Origin of the sequence: Leptothermofonsia sp. ETS-13 (genome assembly GCF_049200465.1) — a bacterium.
Lineage (GTDB): Bacteria > Cyanobacteriota > Cyanobacteriia > Leptolyngbyales > Leptolyngbyaceae > Leptothermofonsia.
In genome coordinates this window covers 2,132,683-2,154,695 of sequence record NZ_CP120836.1, presented here as the reverse complement: position 1 = coordinate 2,154,695, position 22,013 = coordinate 2,132,683, and the positions used below count along the sequence as shown (strand labels likewise).

At 46.8% G+C, this 22,013-nt stretch carries 26 protein-coding genes and 3 pseudogenes; 7 read left to right on the top strand and 22 right to left on the bottom strand.

What is annotated here, in order from left to right; all coding sequences use genetic code 11:
* Positions 1-54: 54 nt before the first annotated feature.
* Positions 55-645 (bottom strand): CRISPR-associated protein Cas4, encoded by a 591-nt coding sequence (cas4, locus tag P4D80_RS09620; protein ID WP_421658921.1) that lies wholly within the window; start codon positions 643-645, stop codon positions 55-57.
* 334 nt (positions 646-979) lie between these two features.
* On the bottom strand, positions 980-1,831 hold the full coding sequence (cas6, locus tag P4D80_RS09615; RefSeq protein ID WP_421658920.1) for a CRISPR-associated endoribonuclease Cas6: 852 nt from the start codon (positions 1,829-1,831) through the stop codon (positions 980-982).
* Positions 1,832-2,064: 233 nt separating this feature from the next.
* On the opposite strand from cas6 (P4D80_RS09615), the gene P4D80_RS09610 reads away from it, so the two are divergent.
* On the top strand, positions 2,065-2,214 hold the full coding sequence (locus tag P4D80_RS09610) for a hypothetical protein (RefSeq protein WP_421658919.1): 150 nt from the start codon (positions 2,065-2,067) through the stop codon (positions 2,212-2,214).
* Between the two features lie 293 nt (positions 2,215-2,507).
* Here the strand turns inward: P4D80_RS09610 and P4D80_RS09605 are convergent, their stop codons facing one another.
* From P4D80_RS09605 to P4D80_RS09560, 10 genes and pseudogenes are all read right to left on the bottom strand, one after another.
* Positions 2,508-2,666, bottom strand: a complete 159-nt coding sequence (locus tag P4D80_RS09605; protein ID WP_421658918.1) for a DUF433 domain-containing protein — start codon at positions 2,664-2,666, stop codon at positions 2,508-2,510.
* Between the two features lie 111 nt (positions 2,667-2,777).
* Positions 2,778-2,978: a hypothetical protein gene (locus P4D80_RS09600; protein ID WP_421658916.1), complete on the bottom strand. Its 201-nt coding sequence runs from the start codon at positions 2,976-2,978 to the stop codon at positions 2,778-2,780.
* Positions 2,979-3,087: 109 nt separating this feature from the next.
* Positions 3,088-4,077 (bottom strand): hypothetical protein, encoded by a 990-nt coding sequence (locus P4D80_RS09595; RefSeq protein ID WP_421658915.1) that lies wholly within the window; start codon positions 4,075-4,077, stop codon positions 3,088-3,090.
* Positions 4,078-4,681: 604 nt separating this feature from the next.
* Positions 4,682-5,875, bottom strand: coding sequence for a type I-D CRISPR-associated protein Cas5/Csc1 (cas5d, locus tag P4D80_RS09590; RefSeq protein ID WP_421658914.1), 1,194 nt, complete (start codon positions 5,873-5,875; stop codon positions 4,682-4,684).
* A 3-nt stretch (positions 5,876-5,878) separates the two neighbouring features.
* Positions 5,879-6,043, bottom strand: coding sequence for a hypothetical protein (locus tag P4D80_RS09585; protein ID WP_421658913.1), 165 nt, complete (start codon positions 6,041-6,043; stop codon positions 5,879-5,881).
* Positions 6,040-6,910, bottom strand: a pseudogene (gene cas7d / locus P4D80_RS09580) (type I-D CRISPR-associated protein Cas7/Csc2). The gene P4D80_RS09585 and the pseudogene cas7d overlap by 4 nt, the downstream one beginning before the upstream one ends.
* A gap of 306 nt (positions 6,911-7,216) precedes the next feature.
* Positions 7,217-7,855 carry a hypothetical protein gene (locus tag P4D80_RS09575; RefSeq protein WP_421658912.1) on the bottom strand — a complete coding sequence of 213 codons (639 nt, stop codon included), beginning with the start codon at positions 7,853-7,855 and terminating at the stop codon, positions 7,217-7,219.
* Positions 7,856-8,035: 180 nt separating this feature from the next.
* Positions 8,036-8,185 carry a hypothetical protein gene (locus tag P4D80_RS09570; protein ID WP_421658911.1) on the bottom strand — a complete coding sequence of 50 codons (150 nt, stop codon included), beginning with the start codon at positions 8,183-8,185 and terminating at the stop codon, positions 8,036-8,038.
* A complete protein-coding gene (locus P4D80_RS09565; protein ID WP_421658910.1) occupies positions 8,182-9,045 on the bottom strand; it encodes a hypothetical protein in 864 nt (287 codons plus the stop codon). Before P4D80_RS09565 ends, P4D80_RS09570 begins: the two co-directional genes overlap by 4 nt.
* A 122-nt stretch (positions 9,046-9,167) precedes the next feature.
* Positions 9,168-9,671: a hypothetical protein gene (locus tag P4D80_RS09560; RefSeq protein WP_421658909.1), complete on the bottom strand. Its 504-nt coding sequence runs from the start codon at positions 9,669-9,671 to the stop codon at positions 9,168-9,170.
* 262 nt (positions 9,672-9,933) lie between these two features.
* On the opposite strand from P4D80_RS09560, the gene P4D80_RS09555 reads away from it, so the two are divergent.
* Positions 9,934-10,809, top strand: a complete 876-nt coding sequence (locus P4D80_RS09555; RefSeq protein WP_421658908.1) for a helix-turn-helix transcriptional regulator — start codon at positions 9,934-9,936, stop codon at positions 10,807-10,809.
* 744 nt (positions 10,810-11,553) lie between these two features.
* Here the strand turns inward: P4D80_RS09555 and cas6 (P4D80_RS09550) are convergent.
* The gene (gene cas6, locus P4D80_RS09550; protein WP_421658907.1) at positions 11,554-12,672 is read right to left on the bottom strand and encodes a CRISPR-associated endoribonuclease Cas6; all 1,119 of its coding nucleotides are present in this window, start codon (positions 12,670-12,672) and stop codon (positions 11,554-11,556) included.
* A 76-nt stretch (positions 12,673-12,748) separates the two neighbouring features.
* Positions 12,749-12,898 (bottom strand): annotated as a pseudogene (locus tag P4D80_RS09545) (helix-turn-helix domain-containing protein); the annotation flags it as partial.
* Positions 12,899-13,046: 148 nt separating this feature from the next.
* On the opposite strand from P4D80_RS09545, the gene galT reads away from it, so the two are divergent.
* Together galT and galK are read left to right on the top strand one after the other, a co-directional pair.
* Positions 13,047-14,141 (top strand): galactose-1-phosphate uridylyltransferase, encoded by a 1,095-nt coding sequence (gene galT / locus P4D80_RS09540; RefSeq protein WP_421658906.1) that lies wholly within the window; start codon positions 13,047-13,049, stop codon positions 14,139-14,141.
* A complete protein-coding gene (galK, locus tag P4D80_RS09535) occupies positions 14,074-15,219 on the top strand; it encodes a galactokinase (protein WP_421658905.1) in 1,146 nt (381 codons plus the stop codon). Before galT ends, galK begins: the two co-directional genes overlap by 68 nt.
* A gap of 494 nt (positions 15,220-15,713) precedes the next feature.
* Here the strand turns inward: galK and P4D80_RS09530 are convergent, their stop codons facing one another.
* Positions 15,714-16,160: a hypothetical protein gene (locus P4D80_RS09530; protein WP_421658904.1), complete on the bottom strand. Its 447-nt coding sequence runs from the start codon at positions 16,158-16,160 to the stop codon at positions 15,714-15,716.
* A 78-nt stretch (positions 16,161-16,238) separates the two neighbouring features.
* Here P4D80_RS09530 and P4D80_RS09525 point away from each other — a divergent pair, with 78 nt between their 5' ends.
* The 3 genes from P4D80_RS09525 (at position 16,239) to P4D80_RS09515 (ending at position 17,285) form a co-directional block, all read left to right on the top strand.
* Positions 16,239-16,589: a hypothetical protein gene (locus P4D80_RS09525; protein ID WP_421658903.1), complete on the top strand. Its 351-nt coding sequence runs from the start codon at positions 16,239-16,241 to the stop codon at positions 16,587-16,589.
* Between the two features lie 118 nt (positions 16,590-16,707).
* Positions 16,708-16,980 carry a CopG family ribbon-helix-helix protein gene (locus P4D80_RS09520; RefSeq protein WP_421658901.1) on the top strand — a complete coding sequence of 91 codons (273 nt, stop codon included), beginning with the start codon at positions 16,708-16,710 and terminating at the stop codon, positions 16,978-16,980.
* Positions 16,971-17,285, top strand: a complete 315-nt coding sequence (locus P4D80_RS09515) for a type II toxin-antitoxin system RelE/ParE family toxin (RefSeq protein ID WP_421658900.1) — start codon at positions 16,971-16,973, stop codon at positions 17,283-17,285. Before P4D80_RS09520 ends, P4D80_RS09515 begins: the two co-directional genes overlap by 10 nt.
* A 617-nt stretch (positions 17,286-17,902) precedes the next feature.
* Here P4D80_RS09515 and P4D80_RS09510 read toward each other — a convergent pair.
* The 7 genes and pseudogenes from P4D80_RS09510 to P4D80_RS09480 form a co-directional block, all read right to left on the bottom strand.
* Positions 17,903-18,643: an IS1 family transposase gene (locus P4D80_RS09510; protein WP_421658899.1), complete on the bottom strand. Its 741-nt coding sequence runs from the start codon at positions 18,641-18,643 to the stop codon at positions 17,903-17,905.
* Between the two features lie 116 nt (positions 18,644-18,759).
* Positions 18,760-19,581 (bottom strand): annotated as a pseudogene (locus P4D80_RS09505) (transposase).
* Positions 19,582-19,607: 26 nt separating this feature from the next.
* Entirely contained in the window at positions 19,608-19,790 is a 183-nt protein-coding gene (locus P4D80_RS09500) for a cytochrome ubiquinol oxidase subunit I (protein ID WP_421658898.1), read from the bottom strand.
* Entirely contained in the window at positions 19,738-19,977 is a 240-nt protein-coding gene (locus P4D80_RS09495) for a cytochrome ubiquinol oxidase subunit I (RefSeq protein WP_421659513.1), read from the bottom strand. The genes P4D80_RS09500 and P4D80_RS09495 overlap by 53 nt, the downstream gene beginning before the upstream one ends.
* Before the next feature lie 81 nt (positions 19,978-20,058).
* A complete protein-coding gene (locus tag P4D80_RS09490; protein ID WP_421658897.1) occupies positions 20,059-20,880 on the bottom strand; it encodes a sulfite exporter TauE/SafE family protein in 822 nt (273 codons plus the stop codon).
* Between the two features lie 44 nt (positions 20,881-20,924).
* Entirely contained in the window at positions 20,925-21,509 is a 585-nt protein-coding gene (locus P4D80_RS09485) for a rhodanese-like domain-containing protein (RefSeq protein WP_421658896.1), read from the bottom strand.
* Positions 21,493-21,981 (bottom strand): beta-lactamase hydrolase domain-containing protein, encoded by a 489-nt coding sequence (locus tag P4D80_RS09480; RefSeq protein WP_421658895.1) that lies wholly within the window; start codon positions 21,979-21,981, stop codon positions 21,493-21,495. The genes P4D80_RS09485 and P4D80_RS09480 overlap by 17 nt, the downstream gene beginning before the upstream one ends.
* Positions 21,982-22,013 lie beyond the last annotated feature (32 nt).

The window sequence follows — 22,013 nt, the reverse complement described above, 5'->3', positions numbered from 1 at the left end:
GGTGGAGTTAGGGAAAGGGGAGAAGGGAAGGGGAAGCCAAGGAATATTACCCCATCACCTTTCCTGATATCGCTTAACTTTGTCGGCGGCTTTGGGAAGGCATTGGGAGTAGAGGCTACAGCCTTTGCAGCGGGGGGAGTAGATGGCGGGGGGCATGGTTCCGCTGGTGAGGAGTTGATGAATGGATTGGATGGTGGCGATCGCTTGTTGTCTTAATTCCTTTGAGATTTCTACAGGTTGGCGTTGATGGGATTGGGCGTAGTAAATATAGCCCAGGGTGACGGGTTTTCCGGTCATTTCTTCTAAACACAGTGCCTGGGCACAGACTTGTAGTTCGTCGTTGTCAAATTCGCCCCGGTGCCCCCGCTTGTATTCCACGGGATACCAGCGACCATCGGTTTCTTCAATTAAGTCAGATTTGCCAATTAACCGATACTGTTCCGACTTGAGCCAGATGGCTCGAATTTGCCAGGTGTCTTCCCGCTGTCCTTCACCCTGAGTGTGAACGCGATCGTGCAGGCTGGCTCCCTCAATTGTGTATTGGTTATCCACAAATTCACCCAAACAAAACATTCGCCAGCAGCGATGGGGACAGTAGGTGTAGTGGTTGAGTGTGGCGATCGGGATGTAATCAGGTTCTGCCATCCTTACTCCCTCTAGTTATTGATTTCCATTTGAATTCGACAGCCCTTGGTAAGATATAGTGGTAGTCATTGTGGTTAGGACGGGGTGCAGAGGTTCCACCCCTGGCTGGGGGCGAAGCCCCAACTCTCTCTCTAATTCCAATGTCCTAATGCACCCGCGTAGAGCTATACTTGCCGATTGCTTCAGCTGACTCTTGCTCAGCTGTTTTGGGTGTCGGCTTCTTTTGATGTATTGCAGACAGCATAGAAGCTGTTACCATCACAGTAATAGTGACTATGTCCATGATGATCACCCTAATTCTTAACAGTTAATGTTTAACAGTTAATGACTGAACTCAGCAACGTGACATGCAGGATTTATTCAATCGCCTGACCATGCCCATTCCCATCGGTGTTTTTCGGCCAATGCCGCTGTAGAGTGCAAAATCTGCTAGTGCGTTAATTTGTCGAATTGTGTCTGGACTGACGCTACCTAAAATATGATAGCTAATCGTGCCCACACAGCCCGCCCACTTGCCATCGGGGTGATTAACAAGTTCAGTTTGGATGTCAAAAAAACTGGGAAAAAGAGATTCAACTGACGTTTCAGGGAAAGGAATGCTGCTATAACGATTCCATCGATTGATAAGGCTATTAAACACACATTCCCTGGTTGGTAAAGCAGAGTCATACTTGCCCTGACGGAAGGTGGCGGGGGTGGCAAAGATAAAGGTAATCTGGCGAGTTTCGTTAGATGCCTGGTCGTAAAGTTGCGGGTAGGAACTGAAATTTGCCCATGGCTGAGTAGATTGGGGTGTACCTAAGATACTAGTAATTACTAAATCGGCAGGACCTAAGTGCCAGGGATGATCGGGATTCAGGTTGAGCCAGAGGGGAGCCAGATGCCCAAATAGAGCATCATCCAGGAGAGAAATTCGCCACCAACAGGGAGTTCCGGCGGGGATGATCTGGGTATGTTCCCATTGGAGGAAGGAATTGATGGGGTGATACTCATCCACCCTCCCATACACCTGCAAGGGACTGAGGGTGAAGGCTTTTTCGGTTTTCTGTTCGTGGAGATGGTCTCCCAGGGTGCGATCGACGGAACTTACGAGGGTCAGAAACAGGGCATGAAGATGTTTGCCGGTGAGGTAGCCAGGGGGAATGGGCGATCGCGGTTGGAGGTTAAGAACTAAACTGTGAGGCATGGAGTTTTGAGCTTTAAGTTTTGAGTCAGAGCGATTTATATTTGAATGATGGGGGATGAAAGATGTAAATTGATAATTACACAGAGGCAACTGCACTCAGTAACAAGTTAGAGGCCGTAGTACCATTTAAGGTATATCCAGGAAAGGAATTCCTCAAACTGTTGCAGGAGCAAGGAAAGCGAGTGTCTCCAGAGGATGAATTGGAGGTGACGTAGGTCAAATATTCTGGAGACATGGGTGGAATTGGGTGCGGGCTGAAGGATGAAGGAGGCAAAGAGGTGCGTGTGACATCCCTGACGCACCTGAAGTTTGATCTGACTCATCCTCTGGCGGAGGACGTGAAGGCATACCAGCAAGAGCGAATTCGGGGGTTGAAGCTGTAAGAGAGCAAAAGCGTGATGGCTGAACTGATATGGATGCAACAATCCACTAAAAAGAAGCCTGGAAAAGGGGGCCTTGGAAAGTAATCGACAGAAGCTGTCAAATTTTCGGTGGCACATCTGCAAAGGGAGTCAAGGGAATCAAGCATAAACTTCTGAACAAACCCTGATCAGCTACTAAATCGATAAGCCATCCGAGCTGGAATTTTGATGCTCTGAGTCCTCAGATGGTAATGGTGTAACTCGTTCATGGGCGTGATAGGTATAAAGCAAACATGCCTCAATATCTGCTTACTCTAACCAGGGTAGGCTTCGAGCAAGGTTTCGGTTATATCTCCTGCAGCCAACATTCCTGTAATGTGTTCAACAACAAGGCGGCGATCTCGAATAATAGGTTTGCCACCAAAGATACTGGGATTGATCGTAATGCGTTGCAGGGGTTCGTTTTTGTTCATAGAATGGGGATGTTCTAGAAACGGGGCTCTGATTCCTTGAAACCCTGATTCCTCGAACCCCTTTCCAGGATTGCCACAAAAATTTGACAAACCCCATAGAATTTCTCTTTATCAAGTAATCCAAAATTCCTCTTCATCCATTAAGCGAATTTTAACGCCATTCATTGCTGCAGTCATAATTGCATTAATGCCTGTGAAGAAGGTGTAGTCTTTAGAAAATCCATTTCCTTTTATTGTTATCGGGTAAGACTCAATTCCCTCTTTCCGTAGATAGAAGATGATTCCTTGATTCGCCAGTGTGGGAACGATCACACCTGCTATCCACTCCTTTTGAGTGCTGTAAGCAGAGGGGTTGGAGATATAGCACCTTGTTGACTACGTCGTATTGTGCAGTTTTGAAAGGCTGTTAACCGGTTTAGTTTCAGGTATTTGAATTCATCTTCAGACCCTCATAGTTCAAGTAAAAGCTGAGATCGTAGGGAAATTTTGCACGAGCAACGACTTCAATCACATCATTTCGTTGATTAAATTCATAATTTCGGAGTAGATGGATGGGATCAAGCTCCGTTTCTTCTGACACATCCAATAACAATTTGTGAGGATCATGAATGTGGACATTTTCAAATAAGCTGGAGCGGAACTGAAAGATTGGTGCGTAGCTGTTTAACCATTCTTCAGAAAAAGTTTTTATTTCTTCAGCAATATCATTGCGTTTAGCGATCGCTTCATCCCAATCTTTTAAGGTTGTTCGTCCTTCCCTGAGATCTTCTGCATCGTCTGGATGTTTGGCTTCCAGAAATGCTCTGAGGAAGTAGTATTTAGCATTGTAGGAACCCTTACTCCAAACCTTCACAAAATTCCATTGTCTGTCGTCTTTAGCCACAATTGGTGCATTTTGTAGCTTTTCGGCGAATAATAGAGCTAGCATTCGATTACGATAATATTTCCAATCGCGCTTGCCGTTAAAGACGACCTTCAGGGTCTCAAACAGCTTTGGAATCAGACTTTCCTGGGATAGTGATTTGAGAGCTTCTTCGAGAATGACTAAAGGACGGGCTGTTTCTAACAGTGCTTCTGACTGCCAGTAAATCTGAAGAAAAGGACGTTCCATGCATTTCAAATCGTCCAGCTTCTCCTTTAGGGCTGTGCGTCCGCCTGCGGCATCAAGTGAGGCAATCCCCTGTTCCCAGGCTTTCTCTTTCAGGTAAGCGATCGCCTCAGAGGGAATATCTGTTTGGACCTTGCCTAGTACTCGGCCTACCCGACCAAGGCGTTGCCAAAAGGCAGCGCGATCGTGAGCTGAAAAGATGAGCCAATCAAGATTTTGGCGAGGTAGAGCGGGATTACGTTCAAAATTGAAACCTACATCTACCGTACTGGTTGCCAGGATAATTTTTGCTGGGCAGCCCATTGTCGATCCTGCAATGGAGTGGAACCTGTAATTCTGCCAAATTTTCCGGCTAATCCTTTTGTATTTAAGTAGTCTGCAAGTCGATTAATGTGATCTTTGGAATCAAGAATCACGGCTCCATTGTGATCAGGTTTTGCGTTAAGGCATTGAACAACCTCATCTGCAATTTCAGTGAGAAATTCGTCTCGCGATCGCTGTACACGAATTTCTAAATTTACAGCCGTTTGAGAGGGTATTTGATTGATACCGAACTCACCGTTGATTTCCTTAATCCGAACGCCCTGTGCTTCCAGGATCTCAAAGACTTGTTTGCAGGCAGGTTCGGGTGTGGCTGTCAGTAATATGACTTTGACATTTTGTCTAAAAAGCCAAACTCATGCAAATACACCAGGTAAAACAATAAGCCAACTAACTGTTTAGCATCATACAAATGAAATTCATCAAAGATGATGATTCCAAACTGAGTGAGAAAGCTGTAGGCGATATTCCCTGATCTAGTCTATTATAGCAGAAGAAGGTAGCGTAGTAGAAGATATCGGGGTTCGTGACCAATAAAGAGGACGATTAGCTCCAACTTCTGGGAAAATTGAAGCTGGATTGCGAATCAGGTTATACAGTTTCTCTCCTGCCCGTACCCCGACGCGATCATTTGACCACTTGCGAACTTCTTTCGCTGAAACAGGCTGCACGTAGTGATTAAGTTTTCCGTTTGTAGCTGTGATAAACTCCTTGGCAGCCTCCGCCTGTTGTTCAACCAATGCATTTGTTGGTGCAATATAGATTGCATTTCTGTTGGGCTGATGAAGTAGCACTGACAAGCCTGCTTTCGTTTTCCTGTTCCTGTGGGTGCTAAATCCAGGACAATATCATGGTCTCTGGCAGCTTCAAACACATCAACTTGGTGCTGTAAGGCGTTCTTGAGACAGGCTTGCAATTCTGGGAGAGGAGTAGGGCAGGCTGCAATACTTTTAGGCTCCAACTGAATTGTGATCGCGTCATACGCCATTACGACTAGCTCCACTGCAAAATTGTAAGTTGGCTGGAACAATATAATCACCGATCTGCCAAGCCTCATACTCAAACTGAAGATTTTTACGAGTGAGGTGGGTGGTATGGAAATCAAATCAAAGGACAGCAGATGAATTTCTGTGGGTAAATCTGCAGTGCTGAGACAGGGTTGACTGGTATAGGTGCCTGAAGATAGCCGAATAATCGGTTGTTCATCGACAACGTCAACCCGAACTTTGCTCATAAATTTGCCCAGGCGAATGTATTCAGGCAATTCGCGATCGCCGAATACCAAGGTATGAAATCGGTTACCGCGTTCGATCATTCGCAGGCGCCCGGTTTGAGGGTAGTTACTGGGGCGGAAAGTGCTTGGTTTATCTCCCTGATGCACCCTAACGACATCCTCACGGGCAGTCGCAACCCGGTTATTGGTCATTGCGTACCAATAGGCATCGGAGAGTGCATTGAATCGCTCAAAGCGAAATGTTGGGCTACCTGTAGCTGACCAAGCTGGCAAAACGTAACACTCCTGATTGAGCGGTGTGAGGTCTTCAAGGTAACTTGGTCTTCCAGTGTCTTGTCCGGTGAGACGGTAGGGCGATCGCGCCCAGCCAAAGGCATAGGCCAAGGCATAGTTGCCGATCGCGCCCTCTGTGTAGTAAGTATCTGACAGCTCTCTAGAGGCAAAGAACACGGGTTCTGCACACCACAATTCAACCAGTTTTGCGGTTTTGAATGGTGGTTTTATGACCGATTTTGCCTCATCTAGCAAACTCAGTTGCTCAGACATGGCTTAATTTCCTGCTTCAACGGTTTCTTTCTTCTTGTCCTTACTTTTATTTTTGCCCTCACTTTTATTTTCACTCACCTGACGGAACGGTTCATAAGAGGTATCCAATCGCTTGAGAAATGCTTCTCGCTCTGCATCAGACCAATGGCGATCGACATCTGCAATCACGGCTTCAGTTCTTCATTTGATAGTTGCAATGAGACACCTCGACGATTTGTCCAGTGAGAAATTACAGTTTGAGTAGCTGTAATCAATTCACCATTATCGAGTGGATGTTCCAGAGGCTTGTTACTGGCAATGAAATGATCGTGAACTGCCTGTACTAACTCCAAGGAACTGGGGAGTTCTGCAATGCCGCCAAAGATGCCAAGAATTTGATTCTCCATACGCCCCACGCGGCTGGAGACTGCTCCATAGCGACTGGTAAGCAGAATGTTACCCAGAACATAGCGAAACTCGTCCATGGTGACATCTTTGAGTGTAACAACATCGAGAAAATGAACACCTGGCTTGATGTATTCGCTAGTGTTTAATGCACTAGAGGCACTACCTTTTCATCTCGCATTGTCCCATTTTCAAAAATGGCGTTGATGGTACGATCGCTTAAGGTGTCGGTAGTGGTCAAAATGCTAAACGCATCTTCCGTCCAGACCCGGCTTTTCTGTGCGCCACCACCACCTACCGCAAATCCATATAAAAGCAGTCAATACACATTTCACAGGGTGCATTAGTGTTTAGAGCGCAAGCCACACCTTTCTTGTTAGAATGCAGTAGATCTTGTGCTCGAAGATGTTCCCGTCCTTTGCGTCGTTCTGGTGCAATTTGCTTGCGTTTCGTCATTACCAAACGCTGCACCACTTGTTTATCGGTTTGTCCGGCTTGCACAAATTCCCGACACATCGGTTCCCCTGTTCCCTCAGTCCGCAGAATTAACTCAGATAATGAAGTTCTTAGAACAACTAGACCAATTGTGCGTCCCTTGGGAAAATTTTCGTAGGTGGGCGCAAAGAATGGGTTCAGTTTTTCGATTGACATAGTAGTTCCTTAGTGGTGAATTAATGAACAACAAATTGATGGCGAAACAATGGCTATACAGCTGTTTCTTCAGTCTCATGTTTGTCTGCCTCCGCTTTCTCTGGTACCTCTTGAAGAGCTCCTCCCAAGAAGAAAAGATAGGCAGCCTCCAGATTCTTTTGATCGCTCAGTAGCTTATCAGGACGGCCCTGATAAATATCTTCATAAAGCTTGCGAATGACTGAGTAGTAATCTTTGATCCGCTCTAGCTTTTTGAACCGACACCGTGCTCTCGAATTCGATCCAATCGAGTGTGATATTTTTGCACTAGTGCTGCGAACATAAATTCAAGATCCATGTAAGCCTTTTGAGAACGGGCAGCGGTAATAAATTCGGTAAATGGTTCAGCAAGAGAGGTTCGGTTTTTAGTTGAACTTCCCAGAGTTTTGCTTCTGCGGCAATTCGAGCCGCTTCTTTGAGATAATGAGTTAAGGCAGAATTGTCATTTGGCATGAGACTCTCCAATAAAGTCATTAAAGGTTCTCGAATTTGATCCCATATAGATGTGAAATTCGGCTCACCCTGTTCTCGTAGAATCCAGCGCAGCAACACAAAGTAAAGGCTGAAGGGTTCAGCACAGGCTCGTGCCAAGTCATACAGGCAGTCATCTACTTTAGATAAATTTAAATTAACAATCTCGATCGCTAGCTTAGACAGGCATCGTAATCGGGTAAGAATTTTCTCTGCTTCCAATCGGTTGTACATTCCTACCGGAGCGTTTCCAATATTCAAAAGCGATTGCAACGCTGAAGGAATGCCTTCTACCCTCGCAAAAACATGGGTAGCAACCTCCACCTGTAACCCAGCACTGAGCACAAATGGAAATCCAAATTCTGGTGCCAGTGAAAGCTCCAATGCCAATCGTAAGGACTTTAACAGGGATAGAGAAGCGGTCGTATCTCCCAAGTAATTGGAATTGTCACGGTTGAATGGACGAAATCACGGCGCTTAGGAGGGCAAATCCAACCACCCTATTAGCCTTGAAGACAATTGCTCTATCTTGGTATAACTTCAATTCATCAATACTGACGGGTCCACCGTCCGCATTGGTTGTTGCTGTTTCTTCCAACCAATCCCGCCAGATTTTTAGAAATTCAGGACAGGAACCCTGCGGTAGTGCAAAGTGTAAATAATACGGAGGTTCCTTTCTTGCGTCAGGAAGAACGCACCAACCGTCATGAGTTCATACGCCAAGGCTGCCATCGGTTCTGCCTGCCGGATAGGATCACTGCTCATTCCTCCCGGCAAACGATTAGAGAACATTTGCACCTTTGTTCCAATCGGCATTTTGTCAGACCTGAGTTCGTTGGTTTTGCTAATGGTTGCACCCAGAGAGCAGCGCTGCCGGGGGTTGCTGTGATGTAAGCCGTTAACTCACCGCTTCCTGTTGTGTTTTGGACAAAAGCGCAATTGAGCGATCGCCGAACGGCTGTCACCATCTCCTCAGACACTTCAAGACGATTCGTTTGAGTGTCATCCTTACGTAACTCCAGCGACTCCTGTAAGGCTGCTATCACACCTTGCATTCCATTTGGGGATGGTTTTGCAGCAAACAGCGATCGCCCATACAGCGCATCAAACGGTTCTAATGCTAGTCGTTGCTGCTCCGACAAACCAGCATGAGCAGCGATTTTATCCCATACTTGTTTGGGAGTTAATTCTGGTTCCACTTCTCGGTAACTAAGGTAAGCAGCTTTCATCCCTTCAGAAATGCCAAATTCTTCTGCATTGGTGATTGGAGCAAGTCCGGTTTCTAAAGCTGCTTGTAACAACGCAGGCTCAACTTTCTGGTTGCCCCATTTCTCAACATCATTCTGAATCTTGTCCAGCTTAAATCCTGCTTTCTTCTTCTCCAACAATGCCAGGACGACATTCAAGACTTCTTCGCGATCGTGCTGCACTGCTTGATTAGAAATCTTGATTCCATCTTTAGTGGGTGTCACCAGGCGTTCAATATTGTCACAAAAGACTTGATCAATCTTGCTTTGCCAGGTCGCTGCAATTTCCACCGTTAAGTCCAGATTTTGATTAGCTGCACCTTCAACCAACATTCCATCTGGAAACACTGCCAGCACATTGTACTGATGCTGACTCAATACCTCTTCACAGGCACTCAACAGCAGAGACGTTATGTATCCCCGATCTTCGGTGATTCTGATGCGGAAGAGCTCACAGGGACGACCAAGCGCATGAATTAGCTCAGCCCGAAGTTTCTGGATCAGCTTTGCTTCTTTAGCTCTAAATCAAATAAATCGGCTGCCCGCAAGATCGAAGCCCATCGTTCAATCTGTGGGTCTTCTGGTAAGAATCTGGCTCCATCGCTGACGTTATGTCCAGAGTGCCGCTCAATCAGCTTCCGTGCTAGCTCTAGATCAATATCCGTCTGAATCAAGACGCTAACTCCAGCTTGCTCTAGCTGATCCCTAAGAAATTCCTGGTTTCTGGCTAGTGTTCTGACATTCCGCCCATTTGCACCGTCTAACTTATTCAGGTCATGAACTGCTGTGGCTGCTAGCAATACGGCTCTTTGGGTTTCTGGTACACCTGCCAAATAACTTACGGTCAAACTAAATTGACAGGCTGAATCTAAGTGTTCAGCGAGAGTGCGGCTCTCACGAACGCCCGATTGCTGGTGTTTACCATGAAGCTCATAAAGTTTAGGACGAATTTCCTGGAAGTAGCGATCTTCCAGTGTTTTAGGAGCACGATTTAACAAAGACATTTGGGATACCTACTCTATACGCTTTATAAGTCAGGCCATATTGAAGCTGATTGCCCTCGCATCTCTCAGGTTTTTCACTTATCAGGTCAATTCCAAGAGTTCCCGAATAGGATTGCGCCAGGTTGAGAAAAATTGAAAAATTTACCAATCTATACAAAAGGGATGCATGTAATTAAAGCTTATGCAATAGAGAAATTTACAGTTACAATAAATAGGTTGACACAAATTTTCTAGAAGTGCAAGTATGAATTAAGATTTTTGAATGCCTAGAAAAAAGGAAACGCTGACATTATCGGTTCCGCCGGGAACGAAAGAGAAGCTAGAGGCGATCGCTGAACGCCTGAATCTCCGTTGGGGAAAAAGTCCTAGCCCTTCAAAGCTAGTTACGGTCATTGCTCAAGGGCAAATTTCTGTTGGGAAGTCTCGCCCGTTGAATGGGGAACAGGTTGAGGCTCTACGGCAGTCCATCAAAGTACTGGTCGATACGGGTTTTATTGAGGAGGCGAGAAGTGTAATTGCACTTCTACTGGAGCAGGGAGACTTAGAAGCACCCTTGCGACAGGCTTTGCTTCAGCAGTTCAATCAATCAACTCCAGCATGGCGAGAGCAGCTTGATCACTATATCGCTCAGAAACAGCCATTCCGAGTAGCTTATCGCAATTCTCAGGGCGAACGACTTGAGCTAAACGCTCGGTATGCCGAAGTTCAGTTTCAGGAGAAGCGATTTTACTTACAAATCTGGTGTGATGAGACGGCAGATATTGAGGCCGATATCCCAGATTTACCAGAACTCTGGCACAACCGTTGTCTGCGCATTGACCGAATTCAATCACTGGAGCCGATCGCAGGCGAATGGCGAGGAGAACTGGATTCGATAAAAGTGTACTTGCAATTTAAGGGGTGGCTGGCGAATGCCTATGAACCAAAACCCGGAGATATTGACAATCAGGTGATTGGGGATGTTCGTCAAATTGTCCGACGAGTCGCAAATCCCTTCTGGTTGATCCGAGAAGTGTCTCGCTACTGGGAGGATTGTGAGATTATTGCACCCGATGCGCTGCGCGATCGCTTTAGGCAGAAGTTGGAAACTTTGTGTAACGTTTATGGCATGGAGATAAGGAAAGGAGCTGGAAAATAGAAGTCAGGAGTTAGGAATCAGGAGAAACTCCTGTCGCCCACAGCCTATAGCCTATATCTTTTCGATTTCTTCCCTGGAATTTCCCTTTTGCTCACTATCCTAAATTTGTGAATCAGAAAGATAGACAGAAGCGGACCTCTCGTTTCTGATGGTGCAGCTTTTATTCCTTTTTGATCCTGGTTCCAGGGCAAACATGGCTAAATGAACCACTAGCTCAGAAATTTCATAACATCATGGCTGAAATTGAACTCTATAGCACTGCTCTCTGTCCCTATGTTCATCGATCGCACTTAACCCTGTTAGAGAAGGATATCTCTTTTAAGATGATCGAAATTGATCTCTAAAATCAACCTGCAAATTTTACAGATGAGCGATCGTGGTTAGGAACCAACGTTTGATTTTTGTTGCCAGGCTCCGGAATGCCATTCCAGAAGTTTCAGCTTCCGGGTTGAATTGGGGAAACTGGAGCTTTCATAGTGAGGTTACTAAACCAGAACTTAAGTGGTCAGGCGCAATTAAATTAAGGATAATTTCGGGGGGAAGGGGTGAAATGCCGTGTCTGAGGGCGCAGCCCCCACTTCCCTCTTTACCAATTAATTATGACTACCTACTTACTCAGTTTGTGACTGGTATGAATATACCACCCAAAATTCTGGTACCAGGATTGCTTCATTAGCAGAAGTTTTCTACCAGTTGTTTGGATAAGCACCCCTCCACCCCTTTCAAAACTTTTGTTTTGATCTATCAGGATTGCTTCAATGCTCGACGAGCCAGCTTCGCATAGGTTCTGACTGTTTCATAAGGCATCTCCAGATCCTCGGCGATCGCCTTTAGCGATTCACCCATTTCACGACGAGCCAGGATCGTGGCCCACGTTTCAGCAATGTTGATTGTGCGATCGCCCCCTCTGCGTTTGCGTTGAGCGGCAAACACTTCAGTCAGTTCAGAAATGCGTTGAGCTAGTAAATTCTGGACGAAGGGAGCGGCAGTTTCTGTTGGGTTGAGCCAGCCTGGAGCGGTTTGTCCTAACCCAAAAGTGGTTTTGTGCCCGGTACCGCAATAGGGTGCGAATTGCCCCAGGGCAAGCCACAGCTCAACATAATCGCGGTCCTCTTTTGCTCTACTCGATAGCCCAAATTGAACAGAGCCTGTGAAACCTGTAACAGAGCCACTTTTGCCAGCTATAACTTTAGCAGACTGAATTTGATGACGCAAAATAATAACAAATTCGTCTACCCAGTCTAAAAAGTCATCCTGGTCAATTTCTTCGCCTGAAAATTTGCTCCAATGACAGAGATAACTATGAAAAACATTGACCGGCATCGGCAGAGGTAAATGGTTACCTTTACGCCGAAAGCTAGTCGGAGTTAGGAAACTAAGGGTGATGCTGGGTTGTTCTGGAATGGAAGTTTCAGCCAGTTGGGCATAGGTTGTAGGGGGATAGGCAAAGTTCCAGTCGGTAATTTTGAAAGAGCCATTCCGCAGATGAATTTCATTGGGGAGAGATTGTAACCATTGATTCATCCATTTAACTACAGGATTGGAGAGGGCTGTGATGTTCCAATGATAGGAAGAATCAGCCATTAGTTTCAGCGATCGCCCCTGTGATTGGATCGGACCCTGCAACTGTGAGATGGTGAAGGGCTTTTCAGATTGCCCATCGTGGAGATAGGTAGACAGGCCAGAATCAATCCGACGAACCTGATCTAAAAACCAGGAATGCAGCTCTGTCGAATAATGAGGCGGGACAACAAGTTCCTGATGCGGTTGCAAGCTTAATTGCAAACTGACCAGTTCGGTGTTGGAATCCCAGGTCAGTTTTGGGACAACAGGGAACCTACGCCTGCGAGTGGATTGAGGCATAAGACAATACCACCAGATTCCATTGGCCTATTATTCCCACTTTTCATCCCCTTAGGAGGATTCTGTAATAAAAGATTCAGGAATACAAAAAGTTTCTGATTCCAATCAGGGTAAGCTGTCTCGCCATGTTGACAGGAGGCATACCTAAATGACGCTTGAATGCTCGATTAAATCTAGCTTCTGACTCATACCCCACTTGAGTTGCAATCCTTGCCATGTTTCTATTGTACTAATTGCCTCATTCTCTCTGCACGCTCTTAACCTGCCGGTTGGCGTTGCTGAATTTGGGTATGAAATAGGTGCTGTACGCTCGAAACTTCATTTCGATTCATATTGCTTTTCAGCAACACTAATTTAATTACACCTAGCTACTTATGTATTCTCAAACACTCTTAAAGCCGGACGATCGCCATCTCACCCTATACAGCCGACACCCTATTGCGGCAGGGATAGTCGCCCCCAGTCCCGGTACCGATCCGATTCGGGCAAATCCTCACCTGCGCTGGCATCCGTTGCGGGGTGAGTGGGTTGCCTATGCCAGTCACCGTCAGGGACGGACGTTTATGCCGCCTGCCGCATACAATCCCCTCGCCCCCACCCAAGATCCCCAGTTTCCCACTGAACTACCAGCGGGAAATTATGACATTGCCGTATTTGATAATCGGTTTCCCTCCCTGATGCCGACTGCAACGGATGCTCCCCAGGAAATTGTGGATACGCTACCCGCCAATGGAGCCTGTGAGGTTGTGGTATTCACGCAAGATCCGCAGGCTTCTCTCAGTTCCCTGCCTCTGGATCATTTAGAACTGCTGTTTCAGGTCTGGGGCGATCGCACCCGTGTGATCAGTCAGCATTCCCAGATTCAGTACGTTCTGCCGTTTGAGAACAAAGGGGTGGAAGTGGGTGTCACACTGCACCATCCCCACGGACAAATTTACGCCTATCCCTTTGTGCCGCCGGTTCCTGCTCAGATGGGAACGTGTCAACTTGAGTACTACCAGCAACAGCAACGGGGATTGCTATCGGATTTAATTCGGAAAGAGATTGCAGACAATCAGCGAATTTTGTACCAGGATGAGTGGGCGATCGCCTTCGTTCCGGTGTGTGCCCGCTATCCCTACGAAGTGTGGATTGCACCGATTCAACCTGTTGCTACGTTTCTGGATTTGTCTCCAGAGCAACGAACTGGACTTGCTAGAGCACTCAAAACCGTAACGCTTAAGTATGACGGATTGTGGCAGCGCCCCTTTCCCTACCTGATGGCATGGTTTCAAGCTCCTGTAAACGGCAAACCACACCCCGAATGGCACCTCCACGCTGAGTTTTACCCTCCCTACCGCACGTCTGATAAACTGAAGTACCTGGCCGGAACCGAGCTGGCAGCGGGAATGTTTGCCAACGATGCCTTACCCGAAGAGAAGGCAAAGGAACTGCAAGCCGTCCCGGTTGAGCTTGAGCGATCGCCTTGATGTCATGAATCGGTTAGAAATGGATTTTCAACAGATTTTTAACGCAGCACCCGATATTGAGGCCAGTGCCCCCGGACGGGTGAATTTGTTGGGCGAACACACTGACTACAACGATGGATTTGTGTTGCCCACCGCGATTCCTCAGCAAACAACGGTTTACGTCGGGCATAGCCCCAACGATCGCCACCATTTTTACTCCGCCGAATTGGAAGAATGGGCTGATGTTAGCCCATCTGAATCATCACCACAAGGATTTGCCCGTTACATTTATGGCTGTATTCGGGTGTTAGAACAGATTGGTTATTCCATCCCCCCGATCAATTTATTTGTGACCTCTTCTGTGCCCATTGGTTCTGGGTTATCCAGTAGTGCAGCTTTGGAAGTGGCAACCTTAAGGGGATTGCGATCGCTGCTCAATCTCAATCTGGATGATGTCAAAATTGCGCAACTGGGGCAACAGGCAGAGATTCAATACGCGAGTGTCAGTTGCGGAATTTTAGATCAAATGGCCTGTAGCCTTGCTGATACGGAACACATGCTGTTTCTCGATACCCGCACCCTTGATCGCCAGCTCCTCCCCTTTCCTACCGGGGCGGAAATTGTTGTGATTGATAGCGGTGTGGCGCGATCCCTGGCGGACAGCAGTTACAATCAACGACGGGCAGAGTGTGAGGAAGCAGCACGTCAATTAGGCGTAAAGGCATTGCGAGATGTTAGCGATCCTCAAATGGCAGAATCTCTATCTGATCCGCTTCGTAAACGTGCCCGCCATGTGATCAACGAAAACAATCGAGTCCTCAAGGTGTTAGAAGGCGTTTCGGCTGAAGCATTTGGAGAATTAATGAACGCCTCCCACGCCAGCCTGCGGGATGACTATGAAGTATCTGTCCCTGCGTTGGATCAGTTAGTAGACATCTTGCAAAATACTCCTGGCGTGTTTGGTGCGCGGTTAACGGGTGCCGGATTTGGCGGGGCGTGTGTAGCGCTGGTTAAGGGGGGAGCAGGAAAGGCGATCGCTGAAACCGTTCTCAACCATTACAACAATGCTGAACATAGAGGTGACACCTTAGTTGGTTAGGACTGATACCGATAGACATTATCGGAAATAAATCGCTCGATATGGGAATGGGCGATAAAGCCATGAGAATTCATAGTTTTATGCAAAGAATTGATTTCCTTTCTTATTTCCGATTAAGTCTAGTGTTTTATGAAGCTGTACACCATCACCCCCCGGTTATCGCCGTTCCCTTACCAAGGGGGACTACAAAGGGTTTTTTCTACGCATCCTCGTATTGAATTAGTATAACGGTAGTCATTGTGGTTAGGACGGGGTGCAGGGGTGGAACCCCTGGCTGGGGGCGAAGCCCCCACTCCCTCTCTAATTCCAATGTCCTAATGCACCTGCGTAGAGCTATATTAAACAACTGGACGCAATTAAATTTGGCATTGCTAAATTTGGGTATGAAATAGGTGCAGTATGCTCGAAACTTCGTTTCGATTCATACTGTTTTTCAGCAACGCCTAGAGTCTGTCTCTAGATGTTCAGCAATGGGGGCTTAGTACTTGGGACGTTTACGACCAGAACCTTTCCTTGCCCCTCCATTCTTGAGGCGCGCCCGCACCCCTTTGGGCAGTCGTTAACTTGGGGGTTTCAACTAACTGCCTATATTTGTCATTGCGAAGCAGAGAGAGCCATACGCAAATTGTCATCTGCAAAGTAGTGGCTGTTGCCAGAACTAACGCTAATCGTCGATGAATGCCATCTGCAAATTTGCGTGTGCGTAAATGCTTCGCATCTGGATTCCGGTTATCGATTTTCACTAGCAGCAAAGATTGCAACTCCTCTGGCTCAACCATCTGCTCAAGTAAGGAGTTCTTGATTATTGCCGGTTCCGACAAATAGCGTCCTTTCCCGTTATTGTGCGCCCCACCAAACATCAGGATGCAGAGACCGGAACTCTCAATGACCCGCATGGTCAGATCCATTACCTGCGGTTCATGATATAAATGTACTACCATCTTTAACCTTTACACAAAGCAGCCAGGGCAAAATCAGCCAAGTGGCTGTTCTTGAATTGAACAGCAAGGAGGATAACGATGCCGTGGCACATTAAACGTCTGGAGAACGGTTTACTGGTTCAGGAATATGATCAAGAACCCAATGATAAAAGCGAAGAACTCCTGACCCCAGATGACAGAACTCAAGATGAATGTCACCCGCGCTTTGCCCACCTGAAACCTGCGGAAAGTATGGTGCTACCTGATGAACCCAAAGCCACGGCTCCTAGTTCCTGGTATCCCAGCCAATATGAAGATCTGGGCGAGTTTTTGAATGGTGATCCAAGAGTGAATGCGCTTCGCGCACACTGCGTGAACGATAAGTTGGATAGCGGTAGCGTCTCTCGTCGTTACAACTGGCGCTATTATGAACCTGATGAATCCTTTTAAGGTGTGTTTGATGGCTTGAGAAGGTGGCAAGGGCGATCGCAGCTGTAAACTCATATGGTGAAGACATTGTATACACTGTATTCTCTACGCTAGAGTGGGGGAAATTGGGAGAACACTAATGGCTCAAAGTGAAGTCCTTACCATTCGATTAGCTCCAGAATTAAAAGACAAGCTGGATGCTTTAGCGCAGAGTACTCGGCGTAGTAAGTCCTGGCTGGCAGTAGAGGCAATTGCCTTCTACATTGAGCAACACCTTTGGCAAATTCAAACGATTGAAGAAGCGATCTCATTGGCGGATAGTCCTGAAGCCGAATGGGTAGAGGGTAAAGCCGTGGATGCATGGTTGGATACCTGGGGAACGAAGGATGAAAAGCCTGCTCCATGCTCATAGTATTTCTTTCGCTTACAGTAAAGGATTTAGTAGCTATTCGTGCCTACATCGCTGAAGACGACCCAGAGGCAGCGAAAGCGGTCGCTTCTCGCCTAAAGCAATTGATTAAGCGGCTTTCCTCAATGTCTAACCTGGGCAGACCGGGGCGAGTTTTTGGCACCAGAGAGCTGATAACTTCCAAAATTGGTAAAACAGTTTACATCGTTGTTTATCGAGTCAAAGACACACGTCTAGAAATTCTGCGGATTTTGCCAGGAATGCGAGATTTAAACAGTTTGCTGAACGAGGAATTGCCAGAAACATAATCAGGAACCGTTGATCGCGCTGTTACAACTGGTGCTACTACGAACCCGATGAATCCTTGTAAATAGATTAGAGACCCAGTGTGGTAACAAGTCAGTGAAATCTGAAACAGAAAGGTCAGGGTAGAGGCAGAAAATCAATTCGATCCTGATACTCGTCCTCAAATAAGGCATTAGCGATGAGGAGCAGCTCCTCAAGATTCTCACCCACACTCAATTTGGTATTCAAAATCAAAAAGTTGAATTGTGTAAGTGGGATGCACTCAGGTGAGCCAATGTATTGCTTGTTGTTTTACATAGAACGAAGTCTTTCGCCGACACTGAAACATGCGCTCAACATACGTATCAAATAAATAGACTGAATCGGAAATTAGGATGATTTAAGAGGTAAGCCGATTCCAGGAAAGCCGCTATGTTGAATTACAGCAAGCTTCAAGGGAAATCCTACGTATTGCAAAGCCTAACGGGACTGAACCAATCGGAGTTTGAGACCCTGCTGAAAAGCTTTGAAGTTGCGTAGCAAGCATATCTGGAGCGGGAATATATTCAAAAACCGCGTGCCCGACACTATGGGGGAGGACGACAAACAGGTAATGTTCTAGACATGGGGATCGATGAAGTCAAACAGCCCGCCCAAACTCGTAGCGATTGATGAACAATCCAATCACGATGTCATGCAGCCATTCGGACTTGGAGAAGCAGATGGTTTTGCGAGCTAATCGCTTAATTCGCGTTCGTAACGTTAAGTGTTTGCGCTCGATTTTTTGGGTATTCCACTTGCCAACGACGTACTGGTCTTCATCCACCAAACGGGCATACGCTCCCCATCCATCGGTGTAAAACGTTTGAACGCCAAACGGCTCTAACAATGCTTTTAACTCAACGAGCGCCTGGTCTGTATGATCGGCCAGCACATAGGCCAACACGTACCCGGTTTGATGATCAATTGCGTGCCGTAACCAACGCTCCTGCTGCTTCGAGTGAACAAAACTCCCCATCTCGTCAGCTTCCGCTTCCTTAATGTGTTTGACGACTATCGCAGAGGTCGGCTTAAGTTGTTCTAACAAGGGTCGGTTCACGTGTTCAAGATGACGATCTTTTTTTAATTCTTCAAGGACGGTGGTTGGGCTAATCTTGAGTACCCGCGCAGTATCGCGAATCCCGCTGCCGTTGAGCGCCATCTCACAAATCTGTTGTTTCACAGTAGGCAAGTAGCCTCGGTAAGAATACTCCTGAACAAAGCTATGACGAGTGCATTCAGGATTACGGCATTTATACTGTTGCTTACCCTCGGCGGTTTTACCATGCTTGACGATATTCGTGCTCTCACAGGTGGGGCAATGCACAGGTTCAAATACCATCGTAGTTGTTTGGGAGAATTTAACGGGTTCGAGTGCTCCGATTTTCCCTGATTCCTATCCCCATGTCTAGAACATTACCCATTTCATGAATGTGCTGAAGAGCTAGAGATATAGCACTACGAATAAACATTAGGACAATGCTTGAAGGCAGCATCAACACAGTCACGAAAACTTTCAAACTCATTCATGCGCTGCCGCATCCAATTTTTGAGGACGCTCCACCACCACTCAATCTTGTTCAAGTCGGGTGAATACGGCGGCAAATACCAAAGCTCACATCCCGCCTGCATCACCAGTTCATCAATCACATCAATCACTTGAGAACGATGAAAACTCGCATTGTCAATCACAATCACACTGCCCGGTTGCAGTTGCGTTAGTAGACACTCTTCGAGCCACATCTCAAACAAATCTCGGTTGCAAGCTCCGGCAAACGTTATCGGTGCAATTAACTTGCCTTGCACCAGTGCCGCGATCCACCTGACCTGCTCAGTGCGTTTTCCACACTTGAGCGAATGTAAATTACCAGTTCGCTTGGTTTAGTTTTCAATCGCTCTTTGAATTCGCATCGCTTGATGTCATCGCGTTCTTGATAGCCATAGGTTTTTTTTGCGGCTGATTTCCAATTTTCGCAGTGCATCACTGATGTTTTGCTGCGTCACTCCCTCGCCCCACAACTGAGCCATCTGTGCTTGAGTTTTATCGCCATGTTCCTTGACAAACTCCTCAAAACGCTTGCGGTCCGTGATTTTGTGCCCACAGCCTTTTGGGAAGTTAGTCATCGCTTGATAGTCACCCGTTTGGGCTTTGCGTTTGAGCCACAGATCGAGCGTATTGCGACTGAGCTTGAGCATTCGGCACACGTCGCTTTTGCGTTCACCGCGCTTGACCGCTTCGATTGCTTTTGTTCGTAAGTCGTAGCTGTAGGAAGTTGACATCGGCAGTTCTCAACGTGCTTTTACTGCTACTCTAACGTCCTACTCTGCCTTCGTAGTGCTATAACGCGCTCCCAGCCAAACAGCATGATGCCCAGAAAGCCAGCCTCCAACATCAAAGCCATCGAAGCCTCAAAGCCTAAAATGCTGCCAAAGAAATCACCTACGGCTTCCGAGAAAGGTGCCCAGTTTGTGCCGAACTGAAACTCCATCGGCAAGCCAGAGGCGACCCCAATCCCAAAATTCAAGACATAAAGCTTTGCTCAAAAACGCGTATGAATAGTAATCTGGGTTGCGCGTTTTGAGCCATAAGCCCTTAACTACGACTAGATAGATTCCCATCCCTGTTGTTAAAACGGGCCAGAGCGTGTGAAAGATAACCGTCAAAGCAAACTGCATTCGTGATAATGCAACGGTATCAGATAGAAACTCCGTACTCATTTTGTTTCCCCTAGTTAGAAGGTTTCTATCGGCTCGAACTTATCGCTTGATCAAGATAAAGATAGCCACAGCAATCGTAAAGTAACCAAACCCTTTCTCTAATTGTTTTGCCTCAATAAATCTGGTGAGGTAAGCTCCTAGAATCATCCCAATGTTAGCCACGATCGTGAACGTCACCATCAAGGGGACATCGACGGGTACGCGCCCCAAATATCCTGCAAATCCGGTGACAGATTTCAAGGCAATAATCACCAGAGATGTGCCAACGGCTTGCTTCATCGGCATTCCACCCAACAGTACCAGTGCCGGAATGACCATAAATCCGCCGCCAATGCCCACAAACCCCGTTAAAGCACCAACTCCCAATCCTTCTGAGGGAATCGCCAGCCAACGGGGAATCCCTGCATGATCAGAGGATTTTGTAGACCCTGCATGATCAGAGGATTTTGTAGACGAGGGTTTCAGCGTTTCTTCTGGGATGGATTGGATTGAGCGGGATGACTTGCGAATCATAAAAAATGAGGCGACCAGCATCATCACCGCAAAGCTAATCAGTTGGAAGGTAGGAGTTACAATGGGAAGGGTGGCAATTCTAGCGCCTAAATAGGCTCCAACCATTGCCGCCGGAGCAAACAGAGCAGCCGTTTTGAAGTCAATGTTTCCCTGTCGCCAATGGGGAAGAATGCCCACTAAACTCACCGCGCCAACAATGATTAAGCTCATGGCGATCGCAGATTGAGGTGGTACACCCATAACATAAATCAGGATTGGGGTTGCCAGGATCGACCCTCCCCCCCCAATCAAGCCCAGGCTAATCCCCACCAGGGCAGCCAGTACATAACCAATGACCGTAATCACCATAGTAGTAATCTTCTCGTGTGGGTTTAATTGATTTCCGCGCTGACTTAAACCCGTTGATTCCAGGGCATCTTGGCAAGCAGCATTCCTAAGGCACAGGTGTCAGTGATTCCAGCAAACACCAGCCCAGAGCCAACAAAACCACTGAGCAGCAAAAACCAGGGAGACCCAAACGCACCCAGTACAGTGCCAATCACCACCAGGGAACCTGCTACAATTTGCACCTGGCGCATAAGGCTAATGGGCGCATTTTTGTTTACCTCAGTTGGATACCCCGCCTGCGCCCAAGCCAATAATCCCCCTTCCAAATGGGTGACTTCATTCATCCCTGCTGCGAATAATTTCTGTGCCGCTTGAGCTGATCGATTGCCTGTCCGGCAGTACAACACCGTAGTTTTGTTGGCATCAAAGGGAACGCGATTCGGATCAAATTTTGACAGGGGGACTAGAATCGAACCGGGAATCTTTTCGCTTGCATGTTCAGAAGGCTCACGCACATCCACTAACGTGACGACTTGCTGACTCAATAACGTATTCAAATAAGATGGATCAATAGTTTTTAGACAATCGCGCTGAGGTTGACTGAAATAATTGAAATGGGTTTCATTCATGCTCTCATTCATGCTCTTCATTGGGTTCTCCTAACTGTTCTAAATGTTGAGTAATGTAGTCTACAAAAAATTGCTTAACACTAGGGCGATCGTTAAAATTCAATCCCATCGCCTCTGTTCGTCGTAGGAATTCTTCAGCGGTCATGCCCCGATCAATTCCAGCCCGCAACAGTCCAATCCCAGTCGATCTCAGACCAAGTGAGCAGTGCATCAAAACGGGTTTCGGAAGTTGATCAATTTGTTCAGAAACCTGAGCTACAAGCTCGCCGCTCAAGCTAGAGGGATTTATGGGAATATGGACATACTGCATTCCTAGCGATTCCACAATCTGTGGTTCATTGGGTAAAAATCCTTTCTCCTTTGACATCCTCAAATTGATCACCGATTTAAATCCCTGTTGAGAGGCTTGCTGCAATTGCTCTGGGCTAAGTTCTCCTGCTACAGAAACGTCCTCATCAATCGGGTGAATGCCAACTAGCCGCATTTCATTCATTGTTACACTCACTCCATTTCTGCGTTTAAGCT

Bases quoted from the DNA above. Each gene is read 5' to 3' on its own strand.
- P4D80_RS09595 (WP_421658915.1), bottom strand. From the start codon at position 4,077: ATGGGCTGCCCAGCAAAAATTATCCTGGCAACCAGTACGGTAGATGTA.
- P4D80_RS09520 (WP_421658901.1), top strand. From the start codon at position 16,708: ATGGCTCAAAGTGAAGTCCTTACCATTCGATTAGCTCCAGAATTAAAA.
- P4D80_RS09525 (WP_421658903.1), top strand. From the start codon at position 16,239: ATGCCGTGGCACATTAAACGTCTGGAGAACGGTTTACTGGTTCAGGAA.
- cas5d (WP_421658914.1), bottom strand. From the start codon at position 5,875: ATGTCTGAGCAACTGAGTTTGCTAGATGAGGCAAAATCGGTCATAAAA.
- cas4 (WP_421658921.1), bottom strand. From the start codon at position 645: ATGGCAGAACCTGATTACATCCCGATCGCCACACTCAACCACTACACC.
- P4D80_RS09555 (WP_421658908.1), top strand. From the start codon at position 9,934: ATGCCTAGAAAAAAGGAAACGCTGACATTATCGGTTCCGCCGGGAACG.
- P4D80_RS09605 (WP_421658918.1), bottom strand. From the start codon at position 2,666: ATGAACAAAAACGAACCCCTGCAACGCATTACGATCAATCCCAGTATC.
- P4D80_RS09510 (WP_421658899.1), bottom strand. From the start codon at position 18,643: ATGGTATTTGAACCTGTGCATTGCCCCACCTGTGAGAGCACGAATATC.
- P4D80_RS09515 (WP_421658900.1), top strand. From the start codon at position 16,971: ATGCTCATAGTATTTCTTTCGCTTACAGTAAAGGATTTAGTAGCTATT.
- cas6 (WP_421658907.1), bottom strand. From the start codon at position 12,672: ATGCCTCAATCCACTCGCAGGCGTAGGTTCCCTGTTGTCCCAAAACTG.
- P4D80_RS09490 (WP_421658897.1), bottom strand. From the start codon at position 20,880: ATGGTGATTACGGTCATTGGTTATGTACTGGCTGCCCTGGTGGGGATT.
- P4D80_RS09530 (WP_421658904.1), bottom strand. From the start codon at position 16,160: ATGGTAGTACATTTATATCATGAACCGCAGGTAATGGATCTGACCATG.
- P4D80_RS09560 (WP_421658909.1), bottom strand. From the start codon at position 9,671: ATGTCTTTGTTAAATCGTGCTCCTAAAACACTGGAAGATCGCTACTTC.
- P4D80_RS09500 (WP_421658898.1), bottom strand. From the start codon at position 19,790: ATGGAGTTTCAGTTCGGCACAAACTGGGCACCTTTCTCGGAAGCCGTA.
- P4D80_RS09495 (WP_421659513.1), bottom strand. From the start codon at position 19,977: ATGCAGTTTGCTTTGACGGTTATCTTTCACACGCTCTGGCCCGTTTTA.
- P4D80_RS09570 (WP_421658911.1), bottom strand. From the start codon at position 8,185: ATGAGCAGTGATCCTATCCGGCAGGCAGAACCGATGGCAGCCTTGGCG.
- galT (WP_421658906.1), top strand. From the start codon at position 13,047: ATGTATTCTCAAACACTCTTAAAGCCGGACGATCGCCATCTCACCCTA.
- cas6 (WP_421658920.1), bottom strand. From the start codon at position 1,831: ATGCCTCACAGTTTAGTTCTTAACCTCCAACCGCGATCGCCCATTCCC.
- P4D80_RS09610 (WP_421658919.1), top strand. From the start codon at position 2,065: ATGGGTGGAATTGGGTGCGGGCTGAAGGATGAAGGAGGCAAAGAGGTG.
- galK (WP_421658905.1), top strand. From the start codon at position 14,074: ATGCCTTACCCGAAGAGAAGGCAAAGGAACTGCAAGCCGTCCCGGTTG.
- P4D80_RS09485 (WP_421658896.1), bottom strand. From the start codon at position 21,509: ATGAAGAGCATGAATGAGAGCATGAATGAAACCCATTTCAATTATTTC.
- P4D80_RS09480 (WP_421658895.1), bottom strand. From the start codon at position 21,981: ATGAATGAAATGCGGCTAGTTGGCATTCACCCGATTGATGAGGACGTT.